The organism is Micromonospora echinofusca, assembly GCF_900091445.1.
GTDB lineage: Bacteria > Actinomycetota > Actinomycetes > Mycobacteriales > Micromonosporaceae > Micromonospora > Micromonospora echinofusca.
Genome location: NZ_LT607733.1, coordinates 156749 through 182103, shown reverse-complemented (window position 1 = coordinate 182103; position 25355 = coordinate 156749). Strand labels below are relative to the sequence as shown.

Sequence of the window (25355 nt, the reverse complement as noted above, 5' to 3'; positions counted from 1 at the left end):
CCCTCGTGTCGCGCCACTGTCCCGACGCTGGCACAACATCCGCCGTACCGCGACTGTTCCCGACCGGGAACCGCGCGGGCCCGGCGGGCGATCGCGACGCCGCCGGAGCCGGCGGGACGGAGACGGAGACGGAGTCGGAGGCGAGGGCGGAGGGGGGAGGGGAAGCAGCGTCAGGTGGCGGCGCCGTGCCGGTTGGCGGCCAGCTCCCAGGCGCGTACGCCGCCGACGATGCCGGCGGTGTTGGGCACCACCACCACGTCGTCGCCCATCCGGGCGAGCTGCTCGGGGCGGATCAGCCGGGAGTTGCCGCCGCCCAGGTAGAGCCGGTCCCAGCGGAACACCGGCCGCAGCCCCTCGACGACCTGCCGGATCCGGCGGGACCAGAACGCGTCCCCGAGGCGGCGCCGCTCCGGCTCCCCCACGTACGTGTCGTAGGTGGTGTTCCAACGCACCGGGGCGTGGGACAGCTCCAGGTGCGGGGCGAGCACCCCGCCGTCGAAGAGCGCGCTGCCCAGCCCGGTGCCGAGGGTCAGCACCAGCTCGCAGCCGGTCCCGGCGACCACCCCGGCGCCGTGCACCTCGGCGTCGTTGAGCACCAGTGCGGGCACCCCGAACGCCTCGGCGAGCGCGGTCCGCGCGTCGTACCCGGACCACTGGGCGACCAGGCCCGGGTCGACCTTCGAGCGGGGCCCGGAGCGGGTCACGTAGTGCGGGGTGGCCACCACCACCCCGTGCCGGATCATGCCCGGCAGGCCGACGGTGAGCCGGTCCGCCGTGGGCAGCCGACCCGCCAGGTCCAGCAGCGTCTTGACGAAGAGCGCCGGCGGCAGGGGGTACGGGGTGGGCACCCGCAGCGGCCGGGCGCGCATCGTGCCCGCCTCGTCCAGCACCGATGCCTTGATCCCGCCGCCGCCACAGTCGATCGCCAGAGTGGTCACCACCCGAGCAGTGTGCCGCGCGTCTGCCGGGGCGCGGAGCAAGGGTGGGCGATCGGGGCGGGATAGGGTCGGACACTGATGAGCGCGACGATGATCGTCAAGGGGCTGGCCGCGGGGCACGGGGACCGGGCGCTGTTCGCCGGGCTGGACCTGGTGGTCGCACCGGGGGACGTGGTGGGGCTGGTCGGGCCGAACGGGGCCGGCAAGTCGACGCTGCTGCGTACCCTCGCCGGACTGCTGCCGGTGGAGGCCGGCAGCGTGGCGCTCAGCCCGCCCACGGCGAGCGTCGGGCACCTGCCGCAGGAACCGGAGCGGCGGCCCGACGAGGGCGTACGGGAGTTCCTGGCCCGGCGAACCGGGGTGACCGCCGCGCAGGCCGCCCTGGACGCGGCGACGACGGCGCTCACCGACGGCGCGCCCGGCGCCGACGACGCCTACGCCGAGGCGCTGGAGCGCTGGCTCGCCCTCGGCGGCGCGGACCTGGAGGAGCGGGCCGAGCAGGTGGCCGCCGAGCTGGGGCTCACGGTCGACCTGGAGCACCCGATGACCGGCCTCTCCGGCGGCCAGGCGGCCCGGGCCGGGCTGGCCTCGCTGCTGCTCAGCCGCTACGACGTGTTCCTGCTCGACGAGCCGACCAACGACCTGGACCTGGCCGGCCTGGAGCGGCTGGAGGAGTTCGTCACCGGGCTGCGCGCCGGCACGGTGCTGGTCAGCCACGACCGGGAGTTCCTCGCCCGCACGGTCACCCGCGTGCTGGAACTGGACCTGCACCAGCAGCAGGTCCGGCACTACGGCGGCGGCTACGCGGGCTACCTTGAGGAGCGCGAGGTCGCCCGCCGGCACGCGCGGGAGGACTACGAGGAGTACGCCGACACCCGGGCGGGCCTGGAGGCGCGCGCCCGCACCCAGCGGGCCTGGATGGAGAAGGGCGTGAAGAACGCCCGCCGCAAGGCCACCGACAACGACAAGATCGGCCGCAAGTTCCGCGCCGAGTCGACCGAGAAGCAGGCGGCCAAGGCCAAGCAGACCGAGCGCCTGATCGAGCGGCTGGAGGTGGTCGAGGAGCCGCGCAAGGAGTGGGAGCTGCGGATGGAGATCGCCGCCGCGCCCCGCGCCGGCGCCGTCGTGGCCTCGCTGCGCGACGCCGTCGTACGCCGGGGCGACTTCACCCTCGGTCCGGTGACCCTCCAGGTCGACTGGGCCGACAAGGTGGCGGTGACCGGGGCCAACGGCTCCGGCAAGTCCACCCTGCTCGCCGCCCTGCTGGGCCGGCTCCCTCTCGACTCCGGGCACGCCGCGCTCGGTCCGGGCGTGGTGGTCGGCGAGGTGGACCAGGCCCGGGGCCTGTTCCTCGGCGACGTGCCGCTGATCGACGCGTTCGGCGCCGCCGTACCGCACCTGTCGCCGGCGGACGCGCGGACGCTGCTGGCCAAGTTCGGCCTGCGCGCGGGGCACGTGCTGCGGCCGGCGGCGACCCTGTCGCCGGGCGAGCGGACCCGGGCGGCGCTGGCGCTGCTCCAGGGGCGCGGGGTGAACCTGCTGGTGCTGGACGAACCGACGAACCACCTGGACCTGCCCGCCATCGAGCAGCTGGAGTCCGCGCTGGCCAGCTACCCGGGCACGCTGCTGCTGGTCACCCACGACCGGCGGATGCTCGACACCGTGACCACGAACCGGCGGCTGCGGGTGGCCGCCGGGCGGATCGCCGAGGATTGATCCGTGCCGACCCGCTCGCGGCGGGTGAGAATGACCCCATGCTCAAGTGGGAGTACGCGCTGCTGGTCCGCCGCCGCCAGGCGGCCACCACCGACATCGGCTGGGAGATCGTCTTCGTCTGGTACGGCCCGGACGGCTCCATGGTCGACGTGACGCCCTACGGCGACACCGCGCTGGCGCACCTGAACCGGGCCGGTGACCAGGGCTGGGAACTGGTGGCGATGAGCGAGGACCCGTCCCTGCCCGGCAACAACGAGTTGCACCGCTACCACCTCAAGCGGCCCAAGGCGGCCGCACCGCAGCCCCGGCAGCGCATGCGCGGTGGCGCCCGCCCCCGCCGCACGATCACCGGCTGAGCCGGCGACAGGCCACCCGCCGCACGACCACCGGCTGACCCGGCCAGCCGCCCCCCCGCCGCACTACCACCGGCTGACGCGGCGGCGGGCGGGATGCCCCGGGCATAACGGGCGGGGATCCGGGTATCGGCCGGCGGGAGGTGGCCCGGATATGGTCGCGCTGGCACAGCATCCGCCCTCGGCCGAGCGGCTGCGGGCGATCGACGGATTCCTCGCCGAGGCGTGGGCCGACCAGGCCCGGCACGACGACCGGCTGCGCGACCTCGCGGTCGAGGTGCGCTTCGACCGGGGGGTGGCCCACCTCGGCGGGGAGGTCGCCGAGGAGGCCGAGCTGCGGCTGGTACGGGACCGGGTCGGGCGGCTCGCCGGGGTGCTCGGCGTCTGGTGCCGGGTACGCGTCGGCGGGCGCGACCCGGTGGTGGTCGACCTGGGCTGCGGCGCCACCAAGCAGTGGCCGGGCAACCTGGGGCTGGACATCTTCCCGGCCCCCGGGGTGGACGCGGTGGCGGACCTCTCCGGCTCGCTGCCGCTGGCCGACGACTCGGTGGACGTCTTCTTCGCGGTGCACATCCTGGAGCACCTGATCGACTTCCTGCCGCTGGTCGACGAGTGCCACCGGGCCCTCCGGCCGGGCGGGGTGCTGCACGTGATGAGCCCGTGGTGGCGGCACGTGAACGCCGTCGCCGACCCGACCCACGTACGGCTGCTCGACGTGCAGACGGTCAAGGGCATCTGCCTCCAGCGCCCGCCGGGCACCCCGCGCTGGTATCCGCTGCACGTCGGCTGCGACGGCGCCTCGATCTTCGCCGACCTCACCCCGCTGCCACCGGACGCGGACGGCCCCACCCCCGCCCACCTGGCCCGCTTCTTCGACTGACCCACCTCCCGCCACCCCGTCGATCATGAAGTTGTTGCCAAGCAGAGCGGCGTGTCGCGCCAACAACCTCATGATCGACGGGAAGGCCGGCGGGGGGAGGGGAGGGGGAGGGGGGAGGGGGAGGGGTCAGGGGCCCTGGGTGCTTTCGCGGGGGGTCAGGGTCCAGGGGGCGGAGAGTTCGCGGGGCGGGGCGGCGCGGTCGCCGTCGATCCGGCCGGCCAGCAGCTCCACCGCCAGCCGGGCGATGCGCTCCTTGTCGGGCGCGATGGTGCTCAGGGTGGGCACGGAGAAGCGGCCGTCCTCGATGTCGTCGAAGCCGGCCACCGCCACGTCCTCGGGCACCCGCAGGCCCGCCTCGTGCAGCGCGCGTAGGGCGCCCAGGGCGAGGGTGTCGTTGAAGCAGAAGACGGCGTCGGGGCGTACGCCGGAGGTCAGCAGGCCGCGCATCGCGGCGGCGCCGTCCGCGCGGTGCCAGGCCGTCGCGGGCGCCACCAGCCGATCGTCGTAGGCGAGCCCGGCGTCGGCGAGCGCGGCGGTGTAGCCGGCGAGCCGGAGCCGGGCACTGACCCCCTCCGGGGTGCGTTGCGAGCCGATGGCGGCGATCCGGCGACGGCCGAGACCGGCCAGGTGGGCGGTGATCGCCCGGGCGGCGCCCACGTTGTCGATCCCGACGTGGTCGGCGGGACCGTGGTCGACGCGCTCGCCGAGCAGCACCATCGGGGTGCCGGCCAGGCCGGTGAGGTCCTCGGCGGTGAGCGCCAGCGGGCTGAAGATCAGCCCGTCGATGAGGTGCTCGGTGATGCCCGAGGCGGCCACCCGCTCCTGCTCGTGGCCGCCGCCGGTCTGGTCGATCAGCACCGTCCAGCCCAGCTCGGCCGCGGCCGTGACGACGTGCCGGGCCAGCTCGGCGAAGTAGGGGATGTCCAGCTCGGGGACCGCGAACGCGATGACGCCGGTGCGCCCCTTGCGGAGGTTGCGGGCGGAGAGGTTGGGCCGGTAGTTCAGCTCGGCGATGGCCTCCTCGACCCGGGCGCGGGTGTCGGGGCGGACGTGCACGTAGCCGTTGACCACGTTGGAGACGGTCTTCACCGACACGCCGGCCCGCTCCGCCACGTCCTTGAGCCTGTGCCGCACCACGCCGCCTCCCCCCATGGGTGCGCACTTTACCTCGTGGACGACTCTTTACAACGTTGCTTACAACGTTGTAGAAACCATGGGCACCGAGTGACCGTGGTCACCCGGTACCCGGCAACCAGGAAAGGTGGCACCCTTGCGGACCGCGCAGCTCACCATCGACCCGGCCTTCGCCGTCGGACCGGCCGACCGGCGGCTCTTCGGCTCCTTCGTCGAGCACATGGGTCGCTGCGTCTACGGCGGGGTCTACGAGCCCGGACACCCCGCCGCGGACTCTCGGGGGCTGCGCGGCGACGTGCTGGAGCTGACCCGTGAGCTGGGCGTGTCGGTGGTCCGCTACCCCGGGGGCAACTTCGTCTCCGGCTACCGCTGGGAGGACGGCGTCGGCCCGGTCGGCGACCGCCCCCGCCGCCTCGACCTGGCCTGGAAGACGATCGAGACCAACGCCTTCGGGCTCGACGAGTTCATGACCTGGGCCGCCGCGGCCGAGGTCGAGCCGATGATGGCCGTCAACCTCGGCACCCGGGGCGTGCAGGAGGCCTGCGACCTGCTGGAGTACACGAACCATCCCGGCGGGACCCACCTGTCCGACCTGCGCCGCAAGCACGGCGCCGAGGAGCCGTACGGGGTGCGGCTCTGGTGCCTGGGCAACGAGCTGGACGGCCCGTGGCAGGTCGGCCACAAGACCGCCGACGAGTACGGCCGGCTCGCCGCCGAGACCGCCCGCGCCATGAAGATGATCGACCCGTCGATCAGCCTGGTCGCCTGCGGCAGCTCCAACCGCACGATGTCCACCTTCGCCTCCTGGGAGGCGACGGTGCTGGAGCACACCTACGAGCACGTCGACTACATCTCCGCGCACACCTACTACGACCCGTCCGACGGCGACCGGGCCAGCATCCTCGCCTCCGCCGTGGACATGGACAACTTCATCCGCGAGGTCGTCGCCACCGCCGACCACGTGGCCGCGAAGCAGCGGGACCGGCGGAAGCTGAAGATCTCCTTCGACGAGTGGAACGTCTGGTACCAGTCGCGTCTCCAGGCCGACCTGGACCGGCGCGGCTGGGTCGAGGCCCCGGCGCTGATCGAGGACGACTTCACCGCCGTCGACGCGGTGGTGGTCGGCGACCTGCTGATCACCCTGCTCCGGCACGCCGACCGGGTCGGGGTGGCCTGTCAGGCCCAGCTCGCCAACGTGATCGCCCCGATCCGCACCCGCACCGGCGGCCCCGCCTGGCGGCAGAGCATCTTCCACCCGTTCGCGCTCACCGCCCGGCACGCCCGCGGCACGGTGCTGCGTACGGAGCCGGTCGGCCCGACGTACGAGACGAAGCGGTACGGCGAGGTGCCGGTGCTCGACACGGTCGCCGTGCACGACGAGGAGACCGGCGAGCTCACCGTGTTCGCGGTCAACCGGGGCGACACGGACCTGGAGCTGCACCTCGACCTGCGCGGCCTCGCAGGACTGTCCGCCTCATCGCACGTGAGCCTCGCCGCCGGGGACCACCCGACGGCGACGAACACCGAGGCCGAGCCCGACCGGGTGACGCCTCGGCAGCTACCCACCACCACCACCGACGGCGGCCGGTGCTCCGTGCGCCTGCCGGCCGTCTCCTGGAACATGCTGCGTTTCTCCCCCGTCGGCGGCTGACACCGCGCCTGTCCTGAGCAGGCACAATCCATCCCGTCCCCAAGGAGCAAAATCCCATGATGCAGAACGAAATGAGCCGGCGGCGCCTGCTCGGCCTCGGCCTCGGGCTCGGCGCCGCGGCCTCGCTGACCCTGGCCGGGTGCGGCGGCGACGACGACAGCTCGGGCCCGGCAGCCGGCAACGGCGGCAAGGACTACACCGGCCCGAAGGTGGACCTGAAGCTGTGGAACGGCTTCACCGGCGGCGACGGCGACATCTTCAAGGCGCTGGTGAACCAGTTCAACACCGAGCACCAGAACATCGCCGTCGCGATCGCCACGTACCAGTGGGAGGACTACTACAACAAGCTCCCCGGCGCGGCCTCCAGCGGCGCCGGCCCGGACATCGCGGTCATGCACATGGACCAGCTCGCCACGTTCGCCGCGCGCGGCGTGATCACCGAGCTGGACGACGTCGCCAAGACCCTGGAGCTGTCCGAGGGGGACTTCGCCCCCACCGTCTGGAAGGGCGGGCTCTACAACTCCAAGCGGTACGGCATCCCGCTGGACATGCACCCCCTCGGCTTCTACTACAACAAGGGGGTCATGCAGTCCGCCGGGCTCGACCCGAACAAGCCGCCGGCGACGAAGGACGACTACACCGCCGCGCTGACCGAGCTGAAGAAGTCCGGGGTACAGGGCTTCTGGGTCAGCCCGTTCCAGTTCACCGGCGGCATGACCTTCTACTCGCTGCTGCACCAGTGGGGCGGCAGCGTCTTCGACGCCGAGGCCACCAAGGCCACCTTCAACTCCGACCAGGCCGTCGAGGCGTGCACCTGGCTGACCGACCTGATCAAGCAGGGCCACTCCCCCGCCAACGTCGGGCAGGACGCCGACTACCTGGCCTTCAAGAGCGGCAAGAACGCCTTCAACTGGAACGGCATCTGGCAGATCAACGACCTGAAGAAGAGCCCGGAGATCCAGTGGGGCGTCGCGCCCCTGCCGCAGATCGGCTCGCAGCCGGCCGCCTGGGCCAACTCGCACAACTTCACGATCGTCAAGCAGCGGGCCAACGACGCCAACAAGGTCTCGGCGGCGAAGGTGTTCATCAACTGGCTCAGCCAGCACTCCCTGGACTGGGCCAAGGGCGGCCAGGTCCCGGCCCGCAAGGCCGTCCGCGACAGCGCCGACTTCAAGGCGCTGGCCGAGGTCAACGCGCTCGCCCCCGAGCTGGAGTACGCGGCCTTCCCGCCGGCGGCCCCGGGCCTCGGTGAGGTCATGACGACCTTCTACAACTCGTTCAACGAGGCGGCGCTGGGCAAGAAGTCGCCGAAGCAGGCGCTGGACGACGGGGTGGCCAAGGCGAACAAGCAGCTGGAGGACAACCGCAAGAAGTACGGGAGCTGAGTTTCCGTGGCGGACGTGATCGAGGTCGGGGCGGCGCGCGGTGACGCGCCGCCCCCGGCGGCCGGCGCCGCCCGCCGGGGCACCCGGCCGGGCCGGGCCGGGTGGGCCACGCCGTACCTGTTCCTCGCGCCGTACCTGCTGCTGTTCGGGGTCTTCGGCCTGCTGCCGATCCTGCTCGGTCTCTGGCTCAGCGTGCACCAGTGGGACTTCCAGCTGCCCAACCGGCCCTTCGTCGGGTTGGACAACTACGCCGAACTGTTCTCCAGCGAATCGGCCGTCTACGGCGACTGGTGGCAGAGCGTACGGGCGACCGGGATCTTCACCGTCTTCGCGGTGCCGCTGCTGGTGGTCGTACCCCTCGGGCTGGCGCTGCTGCTGAACCGGTCGTTCCCCGGCCGGACCTTCTTCCGGGCGGTCTACTTCGCGCCGTACGTGCTGGGCGTGGCGGTGATCGGCCTGCTCTGGCGTTTCCTGCTCGACGCGAACCTGGGCCTGGTGAACCGGCTCGCCGGCATGGTCGGGCTGCCCGCCGACACCCCCTGGGTGACGGACGTGCCGTGGGCGTGGGTCTCGCTGGTGGGGGTGACCGTCTGGTGGACCTCCGGCTTCAACGCCGTGATCTACCTGGCCGGGCTCCAGGACATCCCGCAGGAGCTGTACGAGGCGGCGAAGGTGGACGGCGCGAGCGCCTGGGAACGGTTCCGGCACGTCACGCTCCCCGGGCTGCGTCCCGTGCTGCTCTTCGTGATCACCACGACCGTGCTCGCCTCCGCGAACGTGTTCGGCCAGTCGTTCCTGATCACCCAGGGTGCGCCGGGCACGGAGACCCGCACGGTGGTCTGGTTCATCGTCGAGGAGGGGCTGCGGGACAACGACGCGGGCCGCGCCGCCGCGATGAGCATCGTGTTCGCCCTGATGCTGGCGGTCGTGAGCATCGCCAACTTCCGCCTCTTCCGTTACCGGGAAGACTGAGGGGACCGCCATGACGACGCCCACGCGCACCACGCGCGCCCCCGAGCCGGGCCGGGTCGGTGTCCCGGCGGCCGGGCGCGCGCCGGGTACCGCGCTGCGCCGGACCGCGCTCTACGCCACCCTGGTCGCGCTCGCCCTGGTCTTCCTGCTGCCGCTGGTGTGGATGGTCATCACCTCGCTGAAGACCTACACCGGGGCCCAGCAGATCCCGCCGACCTGGCTGCCGGAGCCGATCTCCGGGTACGGCTACGAGCAGATCCTGAACAACTCGGCCAACCCCGTGCTGCGCTGGTTCGCCAACAGCATGCTGGCTGCCACCGCGCACGCGCTGCTGGTGCTGGCGACGGCCTCGATGGCCGCGTACGCCCTGGCCCGGATGCGCTTCCGCGGGCGCGGGGTGTTCTTCGCGCTGATCGTCGGGACGCTGTTCATCCCGCCGACCTCGCTGATCATCCCGAACTTCCTGATCGTCGACGAGCTGAACTGGATCGACACCCTGACCGTGGTGATCGTCCCCGGGGCGGCGAGCGCGTTCGGGGTGTTCTTCCTGCGGCAGTTCTTCCTCTCCCTGCCCCGGGAGCTGGAGGAGGCCGCGGTGCTGGACGGGGCCAACCAGTGGCAGATCTTCTGGCGGGTGGTGCTGCCGCTGTCCCGGCCGGCGCTGGCCACCCTGGCGGTGCTGTCGTTCCTCACGAACTGGAACGACTTCCTCTGGCCGATCTTCGTGCTGTTCAGCCCGGAGACGCTCACCCTGCCGCCGGGGCTGGGCCTGCTCCAGGGCGCCTACGTCACCGACTACCCGGTGATCATGGCGGGGGCGGTGCTGGCCAGCGTGCCGGTGCTGGTCCTCTTCGTGCTGGCCCAGCGGCACATCATCCAGGGTGTCTCCCGCAGCGGGCTGAAGGGATGACGGTCGGGACCAGTCGGCGGCGCGGCGCGGCGGCGGTGCTCGCCGCCGCGCTGTTCGCCGCCGGTTGCGGTGGTGGAGAAGAACCCTCGAACACGGGAGACGACGCGCGCATGTTCACCAACCCGGTCGTACGCACCGACGCGCCCGACCCGCAGGCGATCCGGGTGGGCGACACCTGGTACCTGTTCCACACGAACGCCGGTGGCCGCAACGTCCCGGTGCTCACCTCCACGGATCTGGTCGACTGGACGCCGGCCGGGGACGCGCTGCCGGAACTGCCGGCGTGGGCGGACGCCGGGAAGACCTGGGCGCCCGAGGCGATCGAACCGGCCCCGGGCCGGTTCGCGCTCTACTACACCGTCGCCGGGCGCGAGTCGGGGCGGCAGTGCGTCGGGCGGGCCGTGGCGAGCGCGCCGCAGGGGCCGTACCGGGACGACTCGACCGGCCCGCTGATCTGCCAGGCGGAGCTGGGCGGGGCGATCGACGCCAGCCCGTTCCGGGACACCGACGGCAGCCTCTGGCTGCTGTGGAAGAACGACGGCAACGCCATCGGGGTGGACACCTGGATCTGGTCGCAGCGCCTCTCGGACGACGGGCTGCGCCTGCTCGGCGAGCCGACGAAGCTGCTGAAGCAGACCGAGCCGTGGGAGGGCGCCCTGATCGAGGGCCCGTTCCTGCACCGCCACGACGGCAGGCTGTTCCTGTTCTTCGCCGCCAACGCCTACGACCGGGCCGAGTACGCGGAGGGCTACGCGGTCTGCGAGTCGCCCGCCGGGCCGTGCGTGAAGGCCCCGGAGAACCCGATCCTGAAGACCAACGAGGCCGCCTCCGGGCCGGGGCACGCCTCCATGGTGGTCAAGGACGGGCGCACCTGGCTGCTCTACCACGCCTGGCCGCCGGGCCAGGAGGGCACGGTCGACCCGGGCCGCCAGGTCTGGCTCGACGAGGTCGTCTGGACCGACGGCAAGCCCGTCGTCAAGGGCCCGACGGCGGGGCCCCAGCAGAGGCCCTGACGGCCGGAGGTACCGACAGCGCGGCACCCGATTTGTCGGGTGCCGCGCTGTCCTCGTACCCCTCCCACCGTCCGGACCGCCCCCCGTGGCGGCCGGTGACCGGCGATGCCACCCGGCGTGCACCCTCCTCGATCCTGACGATCCCGGGCCAATCGGACTGCACCCGGCGTGTGCGGTCCAGCACCCTGCGCGCCGTGGCCCCGGCCACGGGGACGAACGGACGTGGACGGACGGATCGATCCCGTCCAGACTCTTGCGCAGAGCCGTGAGGTGTGAAAATTTCCTACCAGCGGCAGATTGTCAACGGCGAATCTTGCCGTCTGCGCCGCGATGAACCCCTGACACGGGAGCCCCAACGAAGGGACACACCGCATGAAGGCAACTCGGCTCGGAGCCGCCGGGCTGGCCGCCGCACTGCTCGGCGCGCTCGTCGCCGCCACCCCGGCGAGCGCGGCGCCCGACGCGGCGACCACCGCCGCCTCCACCACCACCTGCGTCACCGACCCGGCCACCCCGAAGCGGCAGTTCCGGGCCATGTGGATCTCCTCGGTCGTCAACATCGACTGGCCGAGCAAGGCGTCCCAGACCGCGCCCGACCGCATCGCCGCGCAGCAGGCCGAGTACCGCCAGCTGCTCGACCTCGCCGAGCGGCTGAACCACAACGCCGTGGTCGTCCAGGTCCGGCCGACCGCCGACGCGTTCTGGCCCTCGCCCCACGAGCCCTGGTCGGAGTACCTGACCGGGGTGCGTGGCGAGAACCCGGGCTGGGACCCGCTGAAGTTCGTGGTCTCCGAGGCGCACAAGCGCAACCTCGAGTTCCACGCCTGGTTCAACCCGTACCGCATCTCCATGCCCGCCCCGGGCGGCGCCGGCGCCGACATCAACCAGCTCGCGCCGAACCACCCGGTGCGCGAGCACCCGGAGTGGACCTTCGCCTACCCGCCGGCCGGGGTCGCCGGCAGCCGGCTCTACTACAACCCCGGCGTCCCGGAGGTCCGCGAGTTCGTGCAGACCGCGATGATGGACGCGGTCAAGCGGTACGACGTCGACGGCGTGCACTTCGACGACTACTTCTACCCCTACCCGAGCGGCACCCACCAGGTGCCCGACGACGCCACCTTCGCGGCGCACAACCGGGGCTTCACCGACAAGGCCGACTGGCGGCGGGACAACATCAACCTGCTGATCCAGGAGATGAACGCCAAGATCAAGGCCGAGAAGCCATGGGTGAAGTTCGGCGTCAGCCCGTTCGGCATCTGGCGCAACCAGTCGGTCGACCCGCTGGGCTCGGACACCACCGGCAGCCAGTCGTACGACATCATCTCCGCCGACACCCGCAAATGGGTCAAGGAGGAGTGGATCGACTACATCGTGCCGCAGCTCTACTGGTACATGGGCCAGTACCCGGCCGCCGACTACACCCGGCTGGTGCCGTGGTGGGCGGACGTGGTCAAGGGCACCCGGGTGCAGCTCTACATCGGGCAGGCCGACTACAAGAGCGGTGACCCGGTCTACGGCTCGTTCTGGATGAACCCGCGGGAGCTGTCGAACCACCTGACGCTCAACCGGCAGTACCCGGAGGTCCTGGGCAACGTCCACTTCTCGGCCGTTCAGGTGCGGGCCAACCGGCTCGGCGCGACCGACATCTACGCCGCCGAGCACTACTCCCGCCCGGCGCTGGTCCCGACCATGACGCACCTGCCGAAGAAGCCGCTGCTCATGCCGGTCGTCACCAAGGCCGCGCGGCAGGACGACGGAGTCCACCTGAGCTGGCTCCAGCCGGCCGACGGCGTGGGCCCGCTCGGCACCGCCACCTCGTACGCGATCTACCGCTTCGACGGGACCGGCCTGGCCGGCCGGTGCGACTTCGCCGACGCCGCGCACCTGGTCGACACGGTCCGCGCCGACGCGGGCACCCGGACCCAGTCCTGGGTGGACACGACGGCCGAGGCCGGCAAGCGGTACACCTACTACGTGACCGCGCTCGACCGACTGGCGAACGAGAGCCCGGCGAGCCCGCCGGCGTTCGTCCGCTGACGTCCCACCGGATGCCCCGGGTGCCCCTGGCGCCCGGGGCATTCGTCTGTTTCAACGCCTGTCACCAATTGTCGGCGGGCACCACATCCCCCGGATCCCTCCATGATCCACACTGTTCGGCATTCCGGTGACCCGCCGGTAACCCCCGTCCCGCCCGCCATCCCCCGCGGAGGTAACACGTGCCCAGACGCCTCACCACCCTGCTCGCCTCGGCCGCGCTCACGATGCTCTTCGTCTTCGGGGTCTCCTCCCCCGCCGCCGCCGTCACGACCTCGCAGAAGCTCTCCGTCCTGTCCAGCTGGACGCAGACGAGCGCCACCAGCTACAACTCCTGGAACTCGGGCCGGCTGAACAAGGGCGCCTGGGCGGCGTACGAGTTCAACTGGTCGACCGACTACTGCTCGTCGAGCCCGGACAACCCGCTCGGCTTCAACTTCAGTCTCTCCTGCTACCGGCACGACTTCGGCTACCGCAACTACAAGGCGATGAGCCGGTTCTCGGCGAACAAGGCCCGGCTGGACAGCGCCTTCTACGCCGACCTGAAGCGGGTCTGCGCCACGTACAACAGCGTCGTGCGGCCCGCCTGCACCAGCCTCGCCTGGACGTACTACCAGGCCGTCAGCGCCTTCGGCTCGGTCGCCGCCGTGCAGCAGGCCGACATCGACCGCGCCGCCCGGATGAAGGCCGACGCCGAGCGCCGCGCCGCCCTGAGCCGCTGACCCACCCGTACCGCCAGGGGTCCGCGTCCCCGCCCACCAGGTCGACGCGGACCCCGACCGGCACGGACGGCGGACCCCACCGTCAGGCGTGCCCCGTGTGGTGGCGGCGCCGGTCGGGACTGACGGTCTGGCGGGGCGCCACGCGGGCGTGACCGGCGCCGAACCGCGCCGAGCCGGCCGCCAGGTCCGGGTGCTCGACGGCGAGGGCCAGCGCCGCCGCCTCCTCCAGCCCCAGCTCGGTCCCCTCGCCGTACGCGCCGTCGAAGGCCGCGTCGCCCAACTCCCGGCGCAGCTCCCCCTGCCGCTGCGCCCAGTACCCGCCGTAGATGCCCGGGGCGCAGCGCATGCTCGCCCGGGTCGCCCCCGCCGCGCCGAACAGGCGGGCCGCCGTCAGCCCGTCGCCGCCGGCCGCGCAGCGCACCGCCATCGCGTTCAACGTGTCGCAGGCCCGGCCGTGGAAGCCGTGGCTCATCCGCGAGCGGAGCGCCACCTGGAGGTGCTCGTGCGCGGCGACGAGGTCCCCACGCGCCAAGGCGACCATCCCGAGCAGCATGTCGACGGAGCGCCGCCCCCGCTCCACCGGCCGGGCCGCCTCCACCGGTCGCGCCGCGCCCAGCAGCTCGGCCGCCTCGTCCAGGGCGCCCCGCCGCCACAGCAGCTCGGCCAGGCTGAACACCCCGAAGAGCGCGTCGCCGAGCACCTCCTGGCCGGACGCCCAGTCGATCACCTCGCGGCAGATCCGCTCGGCCTCCGCGAACTGTCCCAGGTCGACCAGCGGGGCGGCCCGCCCGGCGAGCACCCGGGCGAGCAGGCCCGCGTCGCCCGCCTGCCGGGCCGCCGCCTCCGCCCGCTGGGAGTAGCGCAGCTCCTCGGCGAACTCGCCGTCCGCGCCGGCGTGCAGCGAGTGCATGTGGTACGCCGCCGCCAGCTCGGCCTCCGGGATCCGCTCCCCGGTCTCGGCGATGCGCCCGTACAGCCGGAACAGCCAGAGTCGCCCCTCCCGGGCCAGGCCCCGCTCCCGCCACCACTGGTCGAGGCCCCCGGCCAGCCGCAGACCGGCGCGGGCACTGCCGCCGGTGGCGCACCAGCGCAGCGCGGCCCGCAGCTCGCCGGCGAGCGGGTCGAGGGCGTAGAGCGACAGGGTCACCGGCCGCCCGTCCGGGCCCAGGTGCGCCCGTTCCAGCGCGTGCATCGACCACGCCACGTGCCGGTTGCGGGCCGACCGCTCCTCCCCCGCCTCCACCAGCCGCCGCGCCGCGTACGCCCGGATCGGGTCGAGCATCCGGTAGGTGCTGCCCGCGGCGTGCGGCTCGGCCAGCACCATCGACTTGTCGACCAGCACCGAGAGCGGATCGAGCGGGTCGTCGCCGAGCAGCCACTCCACCGCCGCCAGGTCCACCGGGCCGGCGAAGACCGCCAGCCAGCGCAGCAGCCGGGCGGCCCGTGGCCCCAGCGTCCGGTACGACCAGGTGACCGTGGCCTGCATGGTCAGGTGCCGCTCGGTGGCGGAGCGCTGCACCGCCCGGACGGCCGGGCTGGGCGACGCCATCCCCACGGCCGCCGCCACCGGATCCACGCCGTCCTGCCGGTCGCCCGACGGTACCGGCTCCGCCGGGGACGGGTCCTCCCGCCCCGCGTCGAGGGTGCCCAGCACGTCGTCGAGACGCGCGGCGAGCTGACCGACGGAGAGCACCCGCAACCGGGCGGCGGCCAGCTCGATGGCGAGCGGCAACCCGTCCAGCCGGCGCACCACCCGCCGCAGGTCGGCCGACTCCGCCGGGTCCGGGGGCCGGCCGCCCCGGGCCGCCGCCGTCCGGTCCAGCAGCAGCGCGACGGCGTCGCTCTCCGCCCCCTCGACCGGCGGGTCGACCGACAACGACGGGATCCGCCAGACCACCTCGCCCGGCAGCCCGAACGACTCCCGGCTGGTGGCGAGCACCCGGACGCCCATCCCGCCCGCGAGCAGCCGGGAGATCACGTCGGCCGAGGCGGCCGGCTGGGCGTCGCAGGTGTCCAGGAGGATGAGCATGCGGCGCGCGGCCGCGTACTCCACCAGGGTGTCCACCATCGGGCGGCCCGGCTCGGGACGCAGACCGAGCACGGCGGCGACCTCGAACGCCACCAGGCCCGGGTCGGTGACCGCGGCGATGTCGACGAACCAGACCCCGTCCGGATGGGACTCCACCAGGTCGACGGCGAGCTCCACGGCCAGCCGCGTCTTGCCCGCGCCACCCGCGCCGAGGACGGTGACCAGCCGGTGCGCCTCCACCAGCCGCCTCAGCTCGGCGAGCTCGGCGTCCCGGCCGACGAACGAGGTGACCGGGGTGGGCAGGTTGTGTGCGCTCGCGTCGGCGGTGCGGGGTCGCGGGAACTGCCGCTCCAGGCCGGGGGCGACCAGTTGGTAGAGCCGTTCCCGGTCGTCGAAGCCGCGCAGCCGGTGCAGGCCGAGGTCGATCAGGGACGCGTCGGGCGGCAACGGCTCCACGTGCCGCGCCGTCGACGCCGAGCAGAGCACCTGGCCGCCGTGGGCGGCGGCGGCCACCCGCGCCGCGCGGTGCACCTCCGGGCTGACGTACTCGCCGTCGCGCGGCTCCGCCCAGCCGGTGTGCAGCCCCATCCGCACCCGGGGCACGGCGTCGGCGGTGGGCCACTCGTGGCTGGCCAGCGCCCGCTGGGCGGTCAGGCAGGCGGTCAGTGCGGCGGTCGCGTCGCCGAAGGCGAGGAAGAACGAGTCCCCCTCGGTCAGCAGCTCCGCGCCCTCGGTCGCGGCGATCGTACGGCGCAGCAGGCGCCGGTGCTCCCGCAGCACCGGCGGGTAGTCCGGCCCGAGCAGCTGGGCCAGCCGGGTGGAGCCCTCGATGTCGGTGAAGACGAAGGTCACCAACCCGCTCGGGAGATGGATCCGTGGCGACATGGTGGAACCTCCGCCCGTGACGTCGGACTCATGCTGCCTGATACCGGGCCATCACGCATCGTGAGAACGGTCGGGCGGCTCCGACCCCCGGGGAGCCGTCCGCCCCGGCTGGCCGGAGGGGTTGGGCCGGCGGACGTCGCGGCGGACGAGGCACCGGCCCGGACGGGCGGGCGCGGACCGCCGGTCAGCAGCCGCAGCCGCCGCCGCAGCACCCTCCGCCGGCCGGCGCCGGCGCGCCACCGGACGCACCGCCGCCCCGGCCGGTGACCGCGACGGTGGAGAGGAGCTTGACTGTGTCGGCGTGCCCCTGTGGGCAGGACGCCGGCTCAGCGGCCCGCGCCATCGGACGGTTGACCTCGAAGGTGTCGCCGCAGGCGCGGCAACGAAACTCGTACCGGGGCATGGCACCCAGGGTACGACCGGTCCTGACGTACGGGGGTACATGGGTGATACTCAACTTGTGGTGGACGGCGAGGACAGGAAGACCCTTCGGCCCCTGCGGCCGGCGGCACCCATCGACAGGCCGCTCGCCGAATCCGGCGCCGTGCCCGGGCCCGCGACGCGGTTGCCGCGTCCCCGCCGCCCCTGGCTGAGATCCACCTCCACGGAGGACACGAAGCCGGCCACCGAGGCGAAGGCAGCCGAGGCGAAGGCAGCCGAGGCGAAGCCGGTGGAGAAGGCGAAGCCGGCCGCAGAGCCCGCCACCGAGACGAAGCCGGCCACGGCCGCGAAGCCGGACGAGCCTGCCGCCACCACGGCCGCGCAGCCGGAGGACAGGAGCGCCCCCGACACGGAGGGCGGCGGCGCGGCCGGCAAGCCGGCCACCGCGACCTCGGCCACGGGAGCGGCGGCCACCGGGAGCGGGGCGAAGGACGGCGACGGCGCGGCGTCGGGCGCAGGCGACCTCGCGCAGACGAAGGTCGACCTGCCCGCGACGAAACCGGCCGCCGGGCCCCGGCGCCGCCGGGTGCAGTTCGCGCACGCCGTACGCCAGCCTCCGCACCGCGTCGCGATCGCCGCCGCCCGAGCCACGCGGGACTGGTCGCGGCGACCCAGCGGGCGACTCACCCTGCCCGGGGTGTTCCTGCTCGCCCTGGTCGCGGCGACGGCTGCGGCCGGCGCGCTGCTGGTGCCCGCGACGGCCCGGGGGACCCGGCCGGTCGCGGTCGACGCCACCTCCCCCGCCCCGACCACCGACCCCCAGGCGCCCCTGCCCGGCGGCACGCCACCGCCCGGCGGGATGCCACTGCCCACCCAGACGGCGCTGCCGCCCGGCACGGCACCGACCGGCCCGGTCGTCGGCGGCTCCACCGGTCGGCCGTCGGACGCGCTGGCCGGGTGGGCCGCCCAGGTCGGACCCAAGGTCGGCATCTCGCCGGTGGCCATGCAGGCGTACGGCTACGCCGAGGTGGTGCTCGCCCAGACCAACCGCAGCTGCGGGCTGAGCTGGACCACGCTGGCGGCCATCGGGTTCGTCGAGTCGGGGCACGGTCAGGCCAACGGCGCGACGCTCCGCCAGGACGGCAAGGCTCTGCCCGAGATCATCGGCCTGCCGCTCGACGGGCAGGGCGGCCGGATGCGCATCCCCGACACCGACCGCGGCGTGATGGACAAGGACCCGGTCCTCGACCGGGCGGTCGGGCCGATGCAGTTCATCCCGACGACCTGGCAGGAGATCGGGGCCGACGCCGACAACGACGGCGTCAAGGACCCGCACGACCTGGACGACGCCGCCCTCGCCGCCGGCAACTACCTCTGCAAGGGCGGCCGGAACCTCACCATCCCGGCCGACTGGTGGAACGCGATCCTGTCCTACAACGACGTCCGCCGCTACGCCCAGGACGTCTACGACACCGCCAACCGGTACGGACAGGCCAGCCGCACGTGAAGTGATCGTCTGCGTACATTGGAGAACTGGACACTTCCCCCGGGCAGCGGTTAGCGGCAAGCTAGACGGGTGATGGTGCGCGAGTGGGACCCCAGGACCGCGTCGTCCGCCGAGATCGCGTCGCTGCTGGACACGCTGAACGCGGTCCTGGCGGTCGATCTGCCGCAGGATCCGCCGTGGCGGGAGAGCTCCATGCGGGAATACCTCGCCGAGGTCATGCCCGGCGAACGGCGGATCTCCTGGGTCGCCCAGACGGAACCGGCGGCCGACGGCAGCCCGGGGGCGATCCTGGGCCACGTGCACGTGCTGCTGCTCGGCGACATCGGCGTGCTGGAGGTGCTGGTGCACCCCTCGGCCCGGCGTACGGGCCTCGGCCGGGACCTCGTCCTGACCGCCGCCCGACGGGTCTACCAGGAGGGCTTCCAGTCGATCGGGGTGGAGGTGGTCGGCGACACGCCGGCCGTCGCCTTCTACGAGTCGCTCGGCTTCTCCAAGGAATACGTCGAGACCCGCAGCGTGCTGGACCTGTCCGGGGTGGACTGGGCCGAGCTGGCCGAGATGGCCACCGGCATCGGCGCGGGCTACCACCTCCAGTTCCACCCGGGCGGCCCGCCGGACGAGCTGATCGAGGCGTACGCCCGGGCCAAGGCGGAGGTGCGCGACGTCGAGGACGGCGAACTGCGCCCCAGCTCCTACGACCCGGAGCGGCTGCGGGACAGCCTGGACTGCCTGCACCGGCGGGGTATGAAGCCCTACATCGTGCTCGCCCTGCACGAGCAGACCGGCGAGGTGGCCGGGCTGACCGAGGTGGTCGTGCCGGTCCAGCATCCCACCCGCGCCGACCAGTACGACACGATCGTCGTGCAGGACCACCGGGGCTACGGCATCGACCGGGCGATCAAGGCCCGGATGCTGATGGAGCTGCGCTCGGCGGAGGCGGAGCTGGCCGAGGTGCAGACCTGGAACGCGCAGGCCAACGAGGCCATGCTCAAGGTCAACGCCGAGCTGGGCTACCGCCCGGACCGCGAATGGTGCGAATACAGCATCGACGTGGCTGAGCTGGTGCACCGCCTCGACGCCGGACGCTGACCGGAACGTTCACGAATCCGTCCGCTGGGGGATGGACGGGGGTAAGCAGCGACCCTTAACGTGCGTTAGTTCCCCGTCCACCCATCGTGGAGGCCTCATGCGCCCGCGCCGCACTCTTGCCGCGCTCGCGACCGCCACCGCCGCCGTGACCGTCACGGCCGTCGGCGTCGCACCCACCGCGGCCAGCGCCGCGCCCACCGACCTCTTCATCTCCGAATACGTCGAAGGCTCGTCGAACAACAAGGCGATCGAGCTGTTCAACGGCACGGGCGCCGCCGTCGACCTGGCCGCCGGCGGCTACCAGCTCCAGTTGCACTTCAACGGCTCCACCACGCCGACCAACCTGACCCTCACCGGCACCGTCGCGGCCGGGGACGTCTTCGTCCTCGCCGCCGCCTCGGCCGCACCGGCCATCCTCGACCGGGCCGACCAGACCACCGGTGCCAGCCTGTTCAACGGCGACGACGCGATCGTGCTGCGTCGCGGCGGCACCGTGCTCGACTCGATCGGCCAGGTCGGCGTCGACCCGGGCACCGAGTGGGGCACGGGCGTCACCAGCACCGCCGACAACACGCTGCGCCGGTCGGCGGCCGTGACGTCCGGCGACACCGACCCCTCCGACGCGTTCGACCCGGCCGCCCAGTGGGCCGGCTTCCCCGTCGACACGTTCGACGGCCTCGGCACGCACGCCGTCGACGGCGGCGGGCCGGTCGACACGCCCGCCACGCTCGCCTGCGGCCCGGCCCTGGTGACCTCGGCCGGCACGGCGGCGACCCGGGAGGTCACCGCCACCGACACCGACGACCGCATCGTCGACCTGGCGGTCACCTCGGTCAGCCCGACCCCGGCCACCGGCTCCGTCAGCCGCTCGGCGGTCACGCCCGCCGACGCGGTCGGCGGCACCGCCCGGGCCACGGTCGCCACGAGCGCCGACCTGGCCGCCGGGGCGTACACCGTGGTGCTGACCTCCACCGACGCGGACGGCGGCACCGCCACCTGCACGCTGGCCGTGCAGGTGACCCGGGAGCTGACCGTCGGCGAGGTGCAGGGCCCGACCACCGACGCCGAGTCCGGCCCCGCCGACCGGTCGCCGCTCGCGCCGGCCACGGGCAACGGGACCAGCAGCACGCTGTACGACGTACGCGGCGTGATCACCCAGCGCACCCTGGCCCGCGACTCGTCGGGCCGCGACCAGCACGGCTTCTTCCTCCAGAGCCGTTCCGACGCCACCGACGGCGACCCGACCAGCTCGGACGGCATCTTCGTCTTCATGGGCTCGTTCACCTCGCTGATCGGCGGCTACGTGCCGACGGTCGGCGACGAGGTGGTGCTGCGCGCCCGCGTCTCCGAGTACTACAACTTCACCCAGCTCTCCGGCGCGTCGCTGGTGCGCCGGATCGCCTCGGGGGTGGACGTGGACGCCGAGGTCGAGGTGACCGACGCGGTGCCGCCGGTCGAGGTGGCCGCGGCACAGCGCTTCTTCGAGCGGCACGAGGGCGCCCGGCTGCGCGTACGCGCCGGCAGCGGCGCGGTGAGCGGACGCAACGTCTTCGCCTCCACCGCCGACGCCGAGATCTTCGTGATCGACCGGGACGACCCGCTGCTCGACCGCGCCGACGCGTACGCCCGCCGGGTGTTCCGGGACGCGCACCCGCTGGACAACGACCCGACCCGCCGCTTCGACGACGGCAACGGGCAGCGCGTCCTGCTCGGCAGCATGGGCGTCAAGGGCGCCACGGGTGACAGCGCCGCGCTGCTCCCGCCCGCGCGCACGTTCGACACGCTGACCGCCGACGCGGTCGGCGGGCTCTACTACTCGTTCGAGAAGTACGGCGTGCAGGTCGAGACGGCCGCGTTCACCGGCGGGGCCGACCCGTCGAAGAACAGCCCGCCGAAGCCGGCCAACCGCTCGGAGGAGGTCGCGGTCGCGACCTACAACGTCGAGAACCTGTACGACTACCGCGACGACCCGTTCGACGGCTGCGACTTCGCCGGCAACGCCGGCTGCACCGGGGTGCGCCCGCCGTTCGACTACGTCCCGGGCAGCGAGCAGGAGTACCGCGAGCAGCTCGTCGCGCTGGCCGACCAGATCACCACCGACCTGCACTCCCCCGACCTGATCCTGGTGCAGGAGGCCGAGGACCAGGACATCTGCTCGGTCTCCGGCACCGAACTGGTCTGCGGCAGCACGGACAACGCCGACGGCGCACCGGACAGCCTCCAGGACCTGGCGCTGGCCATCGCCGCAGCCGGGGGCCCGGCCTACCAGGCCGCGTACGACCGCACCGGCGCGGACGCCCGGGGCATCACCGCGGCGTTCCTGTTCCGCACCGACCGGGTGTCGCTGGCGGCGCCCACCGCCGCCGACCCGCTGCTGGGCTCGGCGCCGACGGTCGGGTACCGGGGGGCGGGGCTGCCGGGCAACGCGGACGTGCAGAACCCGAAGGCGCTCAACGCGGTGCTCCCCGCCGACGTGGACACCTCCACCGGCAAGGACGGAAACAACGTCTTCACGCGCGCCCCGCAGCTCGGCAAGTTCACCGTCGCCGCCGCGCCCGGCTCCGCCGAGCGGTACACGTTGTGGGCCGCCAGCAACCACTACTCGTCGGGGCCGGACAGCCGGGTCGGGCAGCGCCGGGAGCAGGCCGCGTACGGCGCCGCGATCGTCACCGCGATCGAGGCGTCGGACCCGCACGCGCGGGTGGTCTACGGCGGGGACCTGAACGTCTTCCCCCGCCCCGACGACCCCATCGCCACGGCGGCCGACCCCACCCCGTCGGACCAGCTCGGGCCGCTGTACGAGGCGGGCATGCGCAACCTCTGGGACGACCTGCTCGCCGACGCGCCGTCGTCGGCCTACTCGTACAGCTTCGAGGGGCAGGCGCAGACGCTGGACCACCTGTTCGTCAACGGCGCGCTGCACCGGGACCTGGTGCAGATGCGGGCGGCGCACGTCAACGCCGACTGGCCGGCCGACCACGCGGCCGACGGCAGCCGGGGTTCCAGCGACCACGACCCGCAGGTGGCCCGCTTCCGCTCCCGGGCGTCGCTGAGCGTCGGCGACGCGTCGGTTGTCGAGGGTGACCGGGGCACCCGGCCGCTGACCTTCACGGTCACCGTGTCGCGCCCGCTGTCGCAGCCGGTGCTGCTCTGCGCCGCCACGTACGGCACCACCGCCCAGGCCGGCGCCGACTACGACCCGTACGTCGGATGCAAGGTCCTGGCGGCGGGGCAGACGTCGCTGGACTTCCCGGTGACCGTGCGCGGTGACCGGAAGCGGGAGGCGGACGAGAAGGTGAACCTGGTGGTGGCCGGCGTGCCGGGCCTGCGCCTGGCGGGCCCCCTCGCCGTGGGCACCATCACCGACGACGACTGACGTCGCACCGGAGCACGTTCCGACGGCCCGCCGCCCAGGAGTTTCCCGGGTGGCGGGCCGTTCGCTCACCACGGAAGGCGTGGGTCGGGCAGCCGCGGCGGTGGGGGCACACGCGGTGGCGGGGGCACGCTGCGGTACTTCGCCACCCGCACCTCCCACTGGCTGCGCCGCCGCATGGCGTCGCGGACCCTGCGGTCGCGGTAGAACGTCTCCGGCGGGCGGGCCAACCCGTAGACGTCCGCCCACCACTCGCCCGGCTCGGGGTCGAGGATGGTGTCCAGGTGCGAGGGATAGCGACGCCCCGCCCCGTCCCGGGTGTCCTGCCAGTCCCGCATCGGCTTCAGCACCCGCCCGAACTCGTCGACGACGGCCAGCCGGAAGCCGGCGACCCCGATGATGCGGCGCAGGAGCAGGATGCTCGGCACCAACCGGCCCGCCTCGATCCGCCCGACGGTGGAGTGGTTCACCCCGGCCCACCGGGCCAGCTCCCGCTGGCTGAGGCTGGCGTACCGCCGCACCGCCCGGACGATGCCCGCAGCCGGCCACGGCGTGTCGAACGGCTCGGTCAACATCACCGACTGCTCACGTGAGCTCAACGCGGCGGCCTCAGGACCCGGCGCGGCGGCCTCAGAGCCCGGCGCGACGGCTTCAGCGCCGGGCGCGACGGAGCCGGGCGCGACGGCGGAGTCCGTCCCGGCGGCGGGATTCAGGGGCCGGCCACTCGCCGGTTCTGCGGGTAGGGCGGTCATCCGGTCACGCTCCCCCGCTGCCGCGCCCTCCCGCAATCCCACCCGCGCCGCCTGTGGATAACCCAGCCGCCTGTGGAAAACCCACTGCCCGACGCCACACCGCAGCAAACCGGCCTCGCCCGTTAAAGAGTGACTCGCAGTAACAGAAGTGAGCTCCCACCCAATTCCTACTCTGCGTAACTGCATCCTTCGCCTCGAAGCGACCCTCAGCGACCTCACCAATAGTCGAAACGGCCTGACCAGCAGTTCTATCTTCCGGCTCGCTGCGGAGCCACCCACCTCCGCGCGCGCTTTGCTCTGCAGCCATATACGCAACAGTCACCGGGTGTCGCCGGTGCGTATATGGCTGCAGAGCAAAGCGTCCGGAGGTCACTGACCTTCGAGCGCAGCGATATCACTTACCGTGACGAACGTTCGGCCGTTTCCGGCAAGCAAGCGGGTGCCGGGGCAGCGCCAATGGGGTGGCACACCGACACCTGAGGCTGCGGGCGAGGCACCGAAAGCGCGCCGCTCGGCAGCAACAAGCACCAGCGCAGAGCCCGCCAGCGCCGCTCAACCCGACCCGACCCGGCCCGACCCAAACCGACCCGACCCGGCCCGGGGCGGGGCGGGGCGGGGCGGGTCCCGGCGGGGCGGGGCGGCGGTCAGTAGCGCTGGCGGAGGAGTTGGGCGGCCTCGACCGCCCAGTAGGTGAGGATGATCTGGGCGCCCGCCCGGCGGATCGAGGTGAGCGTCTCCAGCATGACCCGCTCCCGGTCGATCCAGCCGTTCGCGGCGGCCGCCTCGACCATCGCGTACTCGCCGGAGACCTGGTAGGCGGCGACGGGGACGTCCACCGCCGCGCGGACGGCCGCCACCACGTCGAGGTACGGCAGAGCCGGCTTGACCATCACCATGTCGGCGCCCTCGGCGACGTCCAGCTCGACCTCGCGCAGCGACTCCCGCAGGTTCGCCGGGTCCTGCTGGTAGGTGCGCCGGTCGCCCTCCAGCGCCGACTCCACCGCGTCGCGGAACGGGCCGTAGAAGGCCGAGGCGTACTTGACGGCGTACGCCAGCACGGCCACGTCCTGGTGGCCCGCGGCGTCGAGCGCCCGGCGTACCACCGCGATCTGGCCGTCCATCATCCCGGAGGGCCCGACCACCCCGACCCCGGCGGCGGCCTGGGCCACCGCCATCCCGGCGTACGCCTCCAGCGTGGCGTCGTTGTCCACGTCGCCGCCGGGGGTGAGCAGGCCGCAGTGCCCGTGCGAGGTGAACTCGTCCAGGCAGAGGTCGCTCATCACGACCGTGGCGTCGCCCACCTCGGCGACGACGTCTCGGATCGCGACGTTGAGGATGCCGTCCGGGTCGATGCCTCCGGAGCCCGTGGGGTCCCGCTGCTCCGGCACGCCGAAGAGCATGATGCCGCCGACGCCCGCCTGGACCGCCTCGGCGGCGGCCTTGCGGAGCGAGTCCCGGGAGTGCTGGAGCACCCCCGGGAGCGACGCGATCGCCCGCGGTTCCGTCAACCCCTCCTTGACGAACATCGGCACGACCAGTTCGGCCGGGTCGACTCGGGTCTCGGAGACCAGCCGCCGGACGGCCGCGTTGCGGCGCAGCCGGCGGGGCCGGATCTCGGGGTACGGCATCAC

At 73.2% G+C, this 25355-nt stretch carries 19 protein-coding genes; 13 read left to right on the top strand and 6 right to left on the bottom strand.

From position 1 onward, the window contains the following. Positions 1-170 precede the first annotated feature (170 nt). Complete coding sequence (locus GA0070610_RS00865; RefSeq protein WP_088998252.1) at positions 171-941, bottom strand: ROK family protein; 771 nt, start codon at positions 939-941, stop codon at positions 171-173. A 75-nt stretch (positions 942-1016) separates the two neighbouring features. On the opposite strand from GA0070610_RS00865, the gene GA0070610_RS00860 reads away from it, so the two are divergent. From GA0070610_RS00860 to GA0070610_RS00850, 3 genes are all read left to right on the top strand, one after another. Then, complete coding sequence (locus GA0070610_RS00860) at positions 1017-2654, top strand: ABC-F family ATP-binding cassette domain-containing protein (protein ID WP_088998251.1); 1638 nt, start codon at positions 1017-1019, stop codon at positions 2652-2654. 38 nt (positions 2655-2692) lie between these two features. After that, positions 2693-3010 (top strand): hypothetical protein, encoded by a 318-nt coding sequence (locus GA0070610_RS00855; RefSeq protein WP_088998250.1) that lies wholly within the window; start codon positions 2693-2695, stop codon positions 3008-3010. A 151-nt stretch (positions 3011-3161) separates the two neighbouring features. Next, positions 3162-3887, top strand: a complete 726-nt coding sequence (locus GA0070610_RS00850; RefSeq protein WP_088998249.1) for a methyltransferase domain-containing protein — start codon at positions 3162-3164, stop codon at positions 3885-3887. Positions 3888-4013: 126 nt separating this feature from the next. Here the strand turns inward: GA0070610_RS00850 and GA0070610_RS00845 are convergent, their stop codons facing one another. Then, positions 4014-5021: a LacI family DNA-binding transcriptional regulator gene (locus GA0070610_RS00845; RefSeq protein ID WP_089003191.1), complete on the bottom strand. Its 1008-nt coding sequence runs from the start codon at positions 5019-5021 to the stop codon at positions 4014-4016. 136 nt (positions 5022-5157) lie between these two features. Between GA0070610_RS00845 and arfA the strand changes: the two genes are divergently transcribed. The 7 genes from arfA (at position 5158) to GA0070610_RS00810 (ending at position 13708) form a co-directional block, all read left to right on the top strand. Continuing rightward, entirely contained in the window at positions 5158-6672 is a 1515-nt protein-coding gene (gene arfA / locus GA0070610_RS00840) for an arabinosylfuranosidase ArfA (protein ID WP_088998248.1), read from the top strand. 56 nt (positions 6673-6728) lie between these two features. Further along, complete coding sequence (locus GA0070610_RS00835) at positions 6729-8057, top strand: ABC transporter substrate-binding protein (protein ID WP_088998247.1); 1329 nt, start codon at positions 6729-6731, stop codon at positions 8055-8057. A 6-nt stretch (positions 8058-8063) separates the two neighbouring features. Beyond that, positions 8064-9029 (top strand): carbohydrate ABC transporter permease, encoded by a 966-nt coding sequence (locus GA0070610_RS00830; RefSeq protein ID WP_088998246.1) that lies wholly within the window; start codon positions 8064-8066, stop codon positions 9027-9029. A gap of 10 nt (positions 9030-9039) precedes the next feature. Further along, positions 9040-9939, top strand: coding sequence for a carbohydrate ABC transporter permease (locus GA0070610_RS00825; protein ID WP_088998245.1), 900 nt, complete (start codon positions 9040-9042; stop codon positions 9937-9939). Continuing rightward, positions 9936-10952 (top strand): glycoside hydrolase family 43 protein, encoded by a 1017-nt coding sequence (locus tag GA0070610_RS00820; RefSeq protein WP_088998244.1) that lies wholly within the window; start codon positions 9936-9938, stop codon positions 10950-10952. Before GA0070610_RS00825 ends, GA0070610_RS00820 begins: the two co-directional genes overlap by 4 nt. Before the next feature lie 372 nt (positions 10953-11324). Further along, positions 11325-12989 carry a glycoside hydrolase family 10 protein gene (locus tag GA0070610_RS00815; RefSeq protein WP_088998243.1) on the top strand — a complete coding sequence of 555 codons (1665 nt, stop codon included), beginning with the start codon at positions 11325-11327 and terminating at the stop codon, positions 12987-12989. 179 nt (positions 12990-13168) lie between these two features. Continuing rightward, on the top strand, positions 13169-13708 hold the full coding sequence (locus GA0070610_RS00810; RefSeq protein ID WP_088998242.1) for a phospholipase: 540 nt from the start codon (positions 13169-13171) through the stop codon (positions 13706-13708). Positions 13709-13790: 82 nt separating this feature from the next. On the opposite strand, the gene GA0070610_RS00805 is transcribed toward GA0070610_RS00810, so the two are convergent. Together GA0070610_RS00805 and GA0070610_RS00800 are read right to left on the bottom strand one after the other, a co-directional pair. Further along, positions 13791-16622: an ATP-binding protein gene (locus tag GA0070610_RS00805; protein WP_088998241.1), complete on the bottom strand. Its 2832-nt coding sequence runs from the start codon at positions 16620-16622 to the stop codon at positions 13791-13793. Between the two features lie 184 nt (positions 16623-16806). Next, positions 16807-17025 carry an FmdB family zinc ribbon protein gene (locus GA0070610_RS00800; RefSeq protein ID WP_088998240.1) on the bottom strand — a complete coding sequence of 73 codons (219 nt, stop codon included), beginning with the start codon at positions 17023-17025 and terminating at the stop codon, positions 16807-16809. A 39-nt stretch (positions 17026-17064) separates the two neighbouring features. Here GA0070610_RS00800 and GA0070610_RS00795 point away from each other — a divergent pair, with 39 nt between their 5' ends. From GA0070610_RS00795 to GA0070610_RS00785, 3 genes are all read left to right on the top strand, one after another. Then, on the top strand, positions 17065-18510 hold the full coding sequence (locus tag GA0070610_RS00795; protein ID WP_435820190.1) for a lytic transglycosylase domain-containing protein: 1446 nt from the start codon (positions 17065-17067) through the stop codon (positions 18508-18510). Positions 18511-18582: 72 nt separating this feature from the next. Then, entirely contained in the window at positions 18583-19599 is a 1017-nt protein-coding gene (locus GA0070610_RS00790) for a GNAT family N-acetyltransferase (protein WP_088998238.1), read from the top strand. 97 nt (positions 19600-19696) lie between these two features. Beyond that, positions 19697-22975, top strand: coding sequence for a lamin tail domain-containing protein (locus GA0070610_RS00785; RefSeq protein WP_088998237.1), 3279 nt, complete (start codon positions 19697-19699; stop codon positions 22973-22975). Between the two features lie 65 nt (positions 22976-23040). On the opposite strand, the gene GA0070610_RS00780 is transcribed toward GA0070610_RS00785, so the two are convergent. Then, positions 23041-23547, bottom strand: a complete 507-nt coding sequence (locus tag GA0070610_RS00780) for a helix-turn-helix domain-containing protein (RefSeq protein ID WP_231925866.1) — start codon at positions 23545-23547, stop codon at positions 23041-23043. Positions 23548-24368: 821 nt separating this feature from the next. Further along, positions 24369-25352: a porphobilinogen synthase gene (hemB, locus tag GA0070610_RS00775; RefSeq protein ID WP_088998235.1), complete on the bottom strand. Its 984-nt coding sequence runs from the start codon at positions 25350-25352 to the stop codon at positions 24369-24371. Positions 25353-25355: the final 3 nt, after the last annotated feature.

Bases quoted from the DNA above. Each gene is read 5' to 3' on its own strand.
- GA0070610_RS00790 (WP_088998238.1), top strand. From the start codon at position 18,583: ATGGTGCGCGAGTGGGACCCCAGGACCGCGTCGTCCGCCGAGATCGCG.
- GA0070610_RS00815 (WP_088998243.1), top strand. From the start codon at position 11,325: ATGAAGGCAACTCGGCTCGGAGCCGCCGGGCTGGCCGCCGCACTGCTC.
- GA0070610_RS00825 (WP_088998245.1), top strand. From the start codon at position 9,040: ATGACGACGCCCACGCGCACCACGCGCGCCCCCGAGCCGGGCCGGGTC.
- GA0070610_RS00850 (WP_088998249.1), top strand. From the start codon at position 3,162: ATGGTCGCGCTGGCACAGCATCCGCCCTCGGCCGAGCGGCTGCGGGCG.
- GA0070610_RS00835 (WP_088998247.1), top strand. From the start codon at position 6,729: ATGATGCAGAACGAAATGAGCCGGCGGCGCCTGCTCGGCCTCGGCCTC.
- hemB (WP_088998235.1), bottom strand. From the start codon at position 25,352: ATGCCGTACCCCGAGATCCGGCCCCGCCGGCTGCGCCGCAACGCGGCC.
- GA0070610_RS00820 (WP_088998244.1), top strand. From the start codon at position 9,936: ATGACGGTCGGGACCAGTCGGCGGCGCGGCGCGGCGGCGGTGCTCGCC.
- GA0070610_RS00805 (WP_088998241.1), bottom strand. From the start codon at position 16,622: ATGTCGCCACGGATCCATCTCCCGAGCGGGTTGGTGACCTTCGTCTTC.
- GA0070610_RS00800 (WP_088998240.1), bottom strand. From the start codon at position 17,025: ATGCCCCGGTACGAGTTTCGTTGCCGCGCCTGCGGCGACACCTTCGAG.
- GA0070610_RS00785 (WP_088998237.1), top strand. From the start codon at position 19,697: ATGCGCCCGCGCCGCACTCTTGCCGCGCTCGCGACCGCCACCGCCGCC.
- GA0070610_RS00860 (WP_088998251.1), top strand. From the start codon at position 1,017: ATGAGCGCGACGATGATCGTCAAGGGGCTGGCCGCGGGGCACGGGGAC.
- GA0070610_RS00795 (WP_435820190.1), top strand. From the start codon at position 17,065: ATGGGTGATACTCAACTTGTGGTGGACGGCGAGGACAGGAAGACCCTT.
- GA0070610_RS00780 (WP_231925866.1), bottom strand. From the start codon at position 23,547: ATGTTGACCGAGCCGTTCGACACGCCGTGGCCGGCTGCGGGCATCGTC.
- GA0070610_RS00855 (WP_088998250.1), top strand. From the start codon at position 2,693: ATGCTCAAGTGGGAGTACGCGCTGCTGGTCCGCCGCCGCCAGGCGGCC.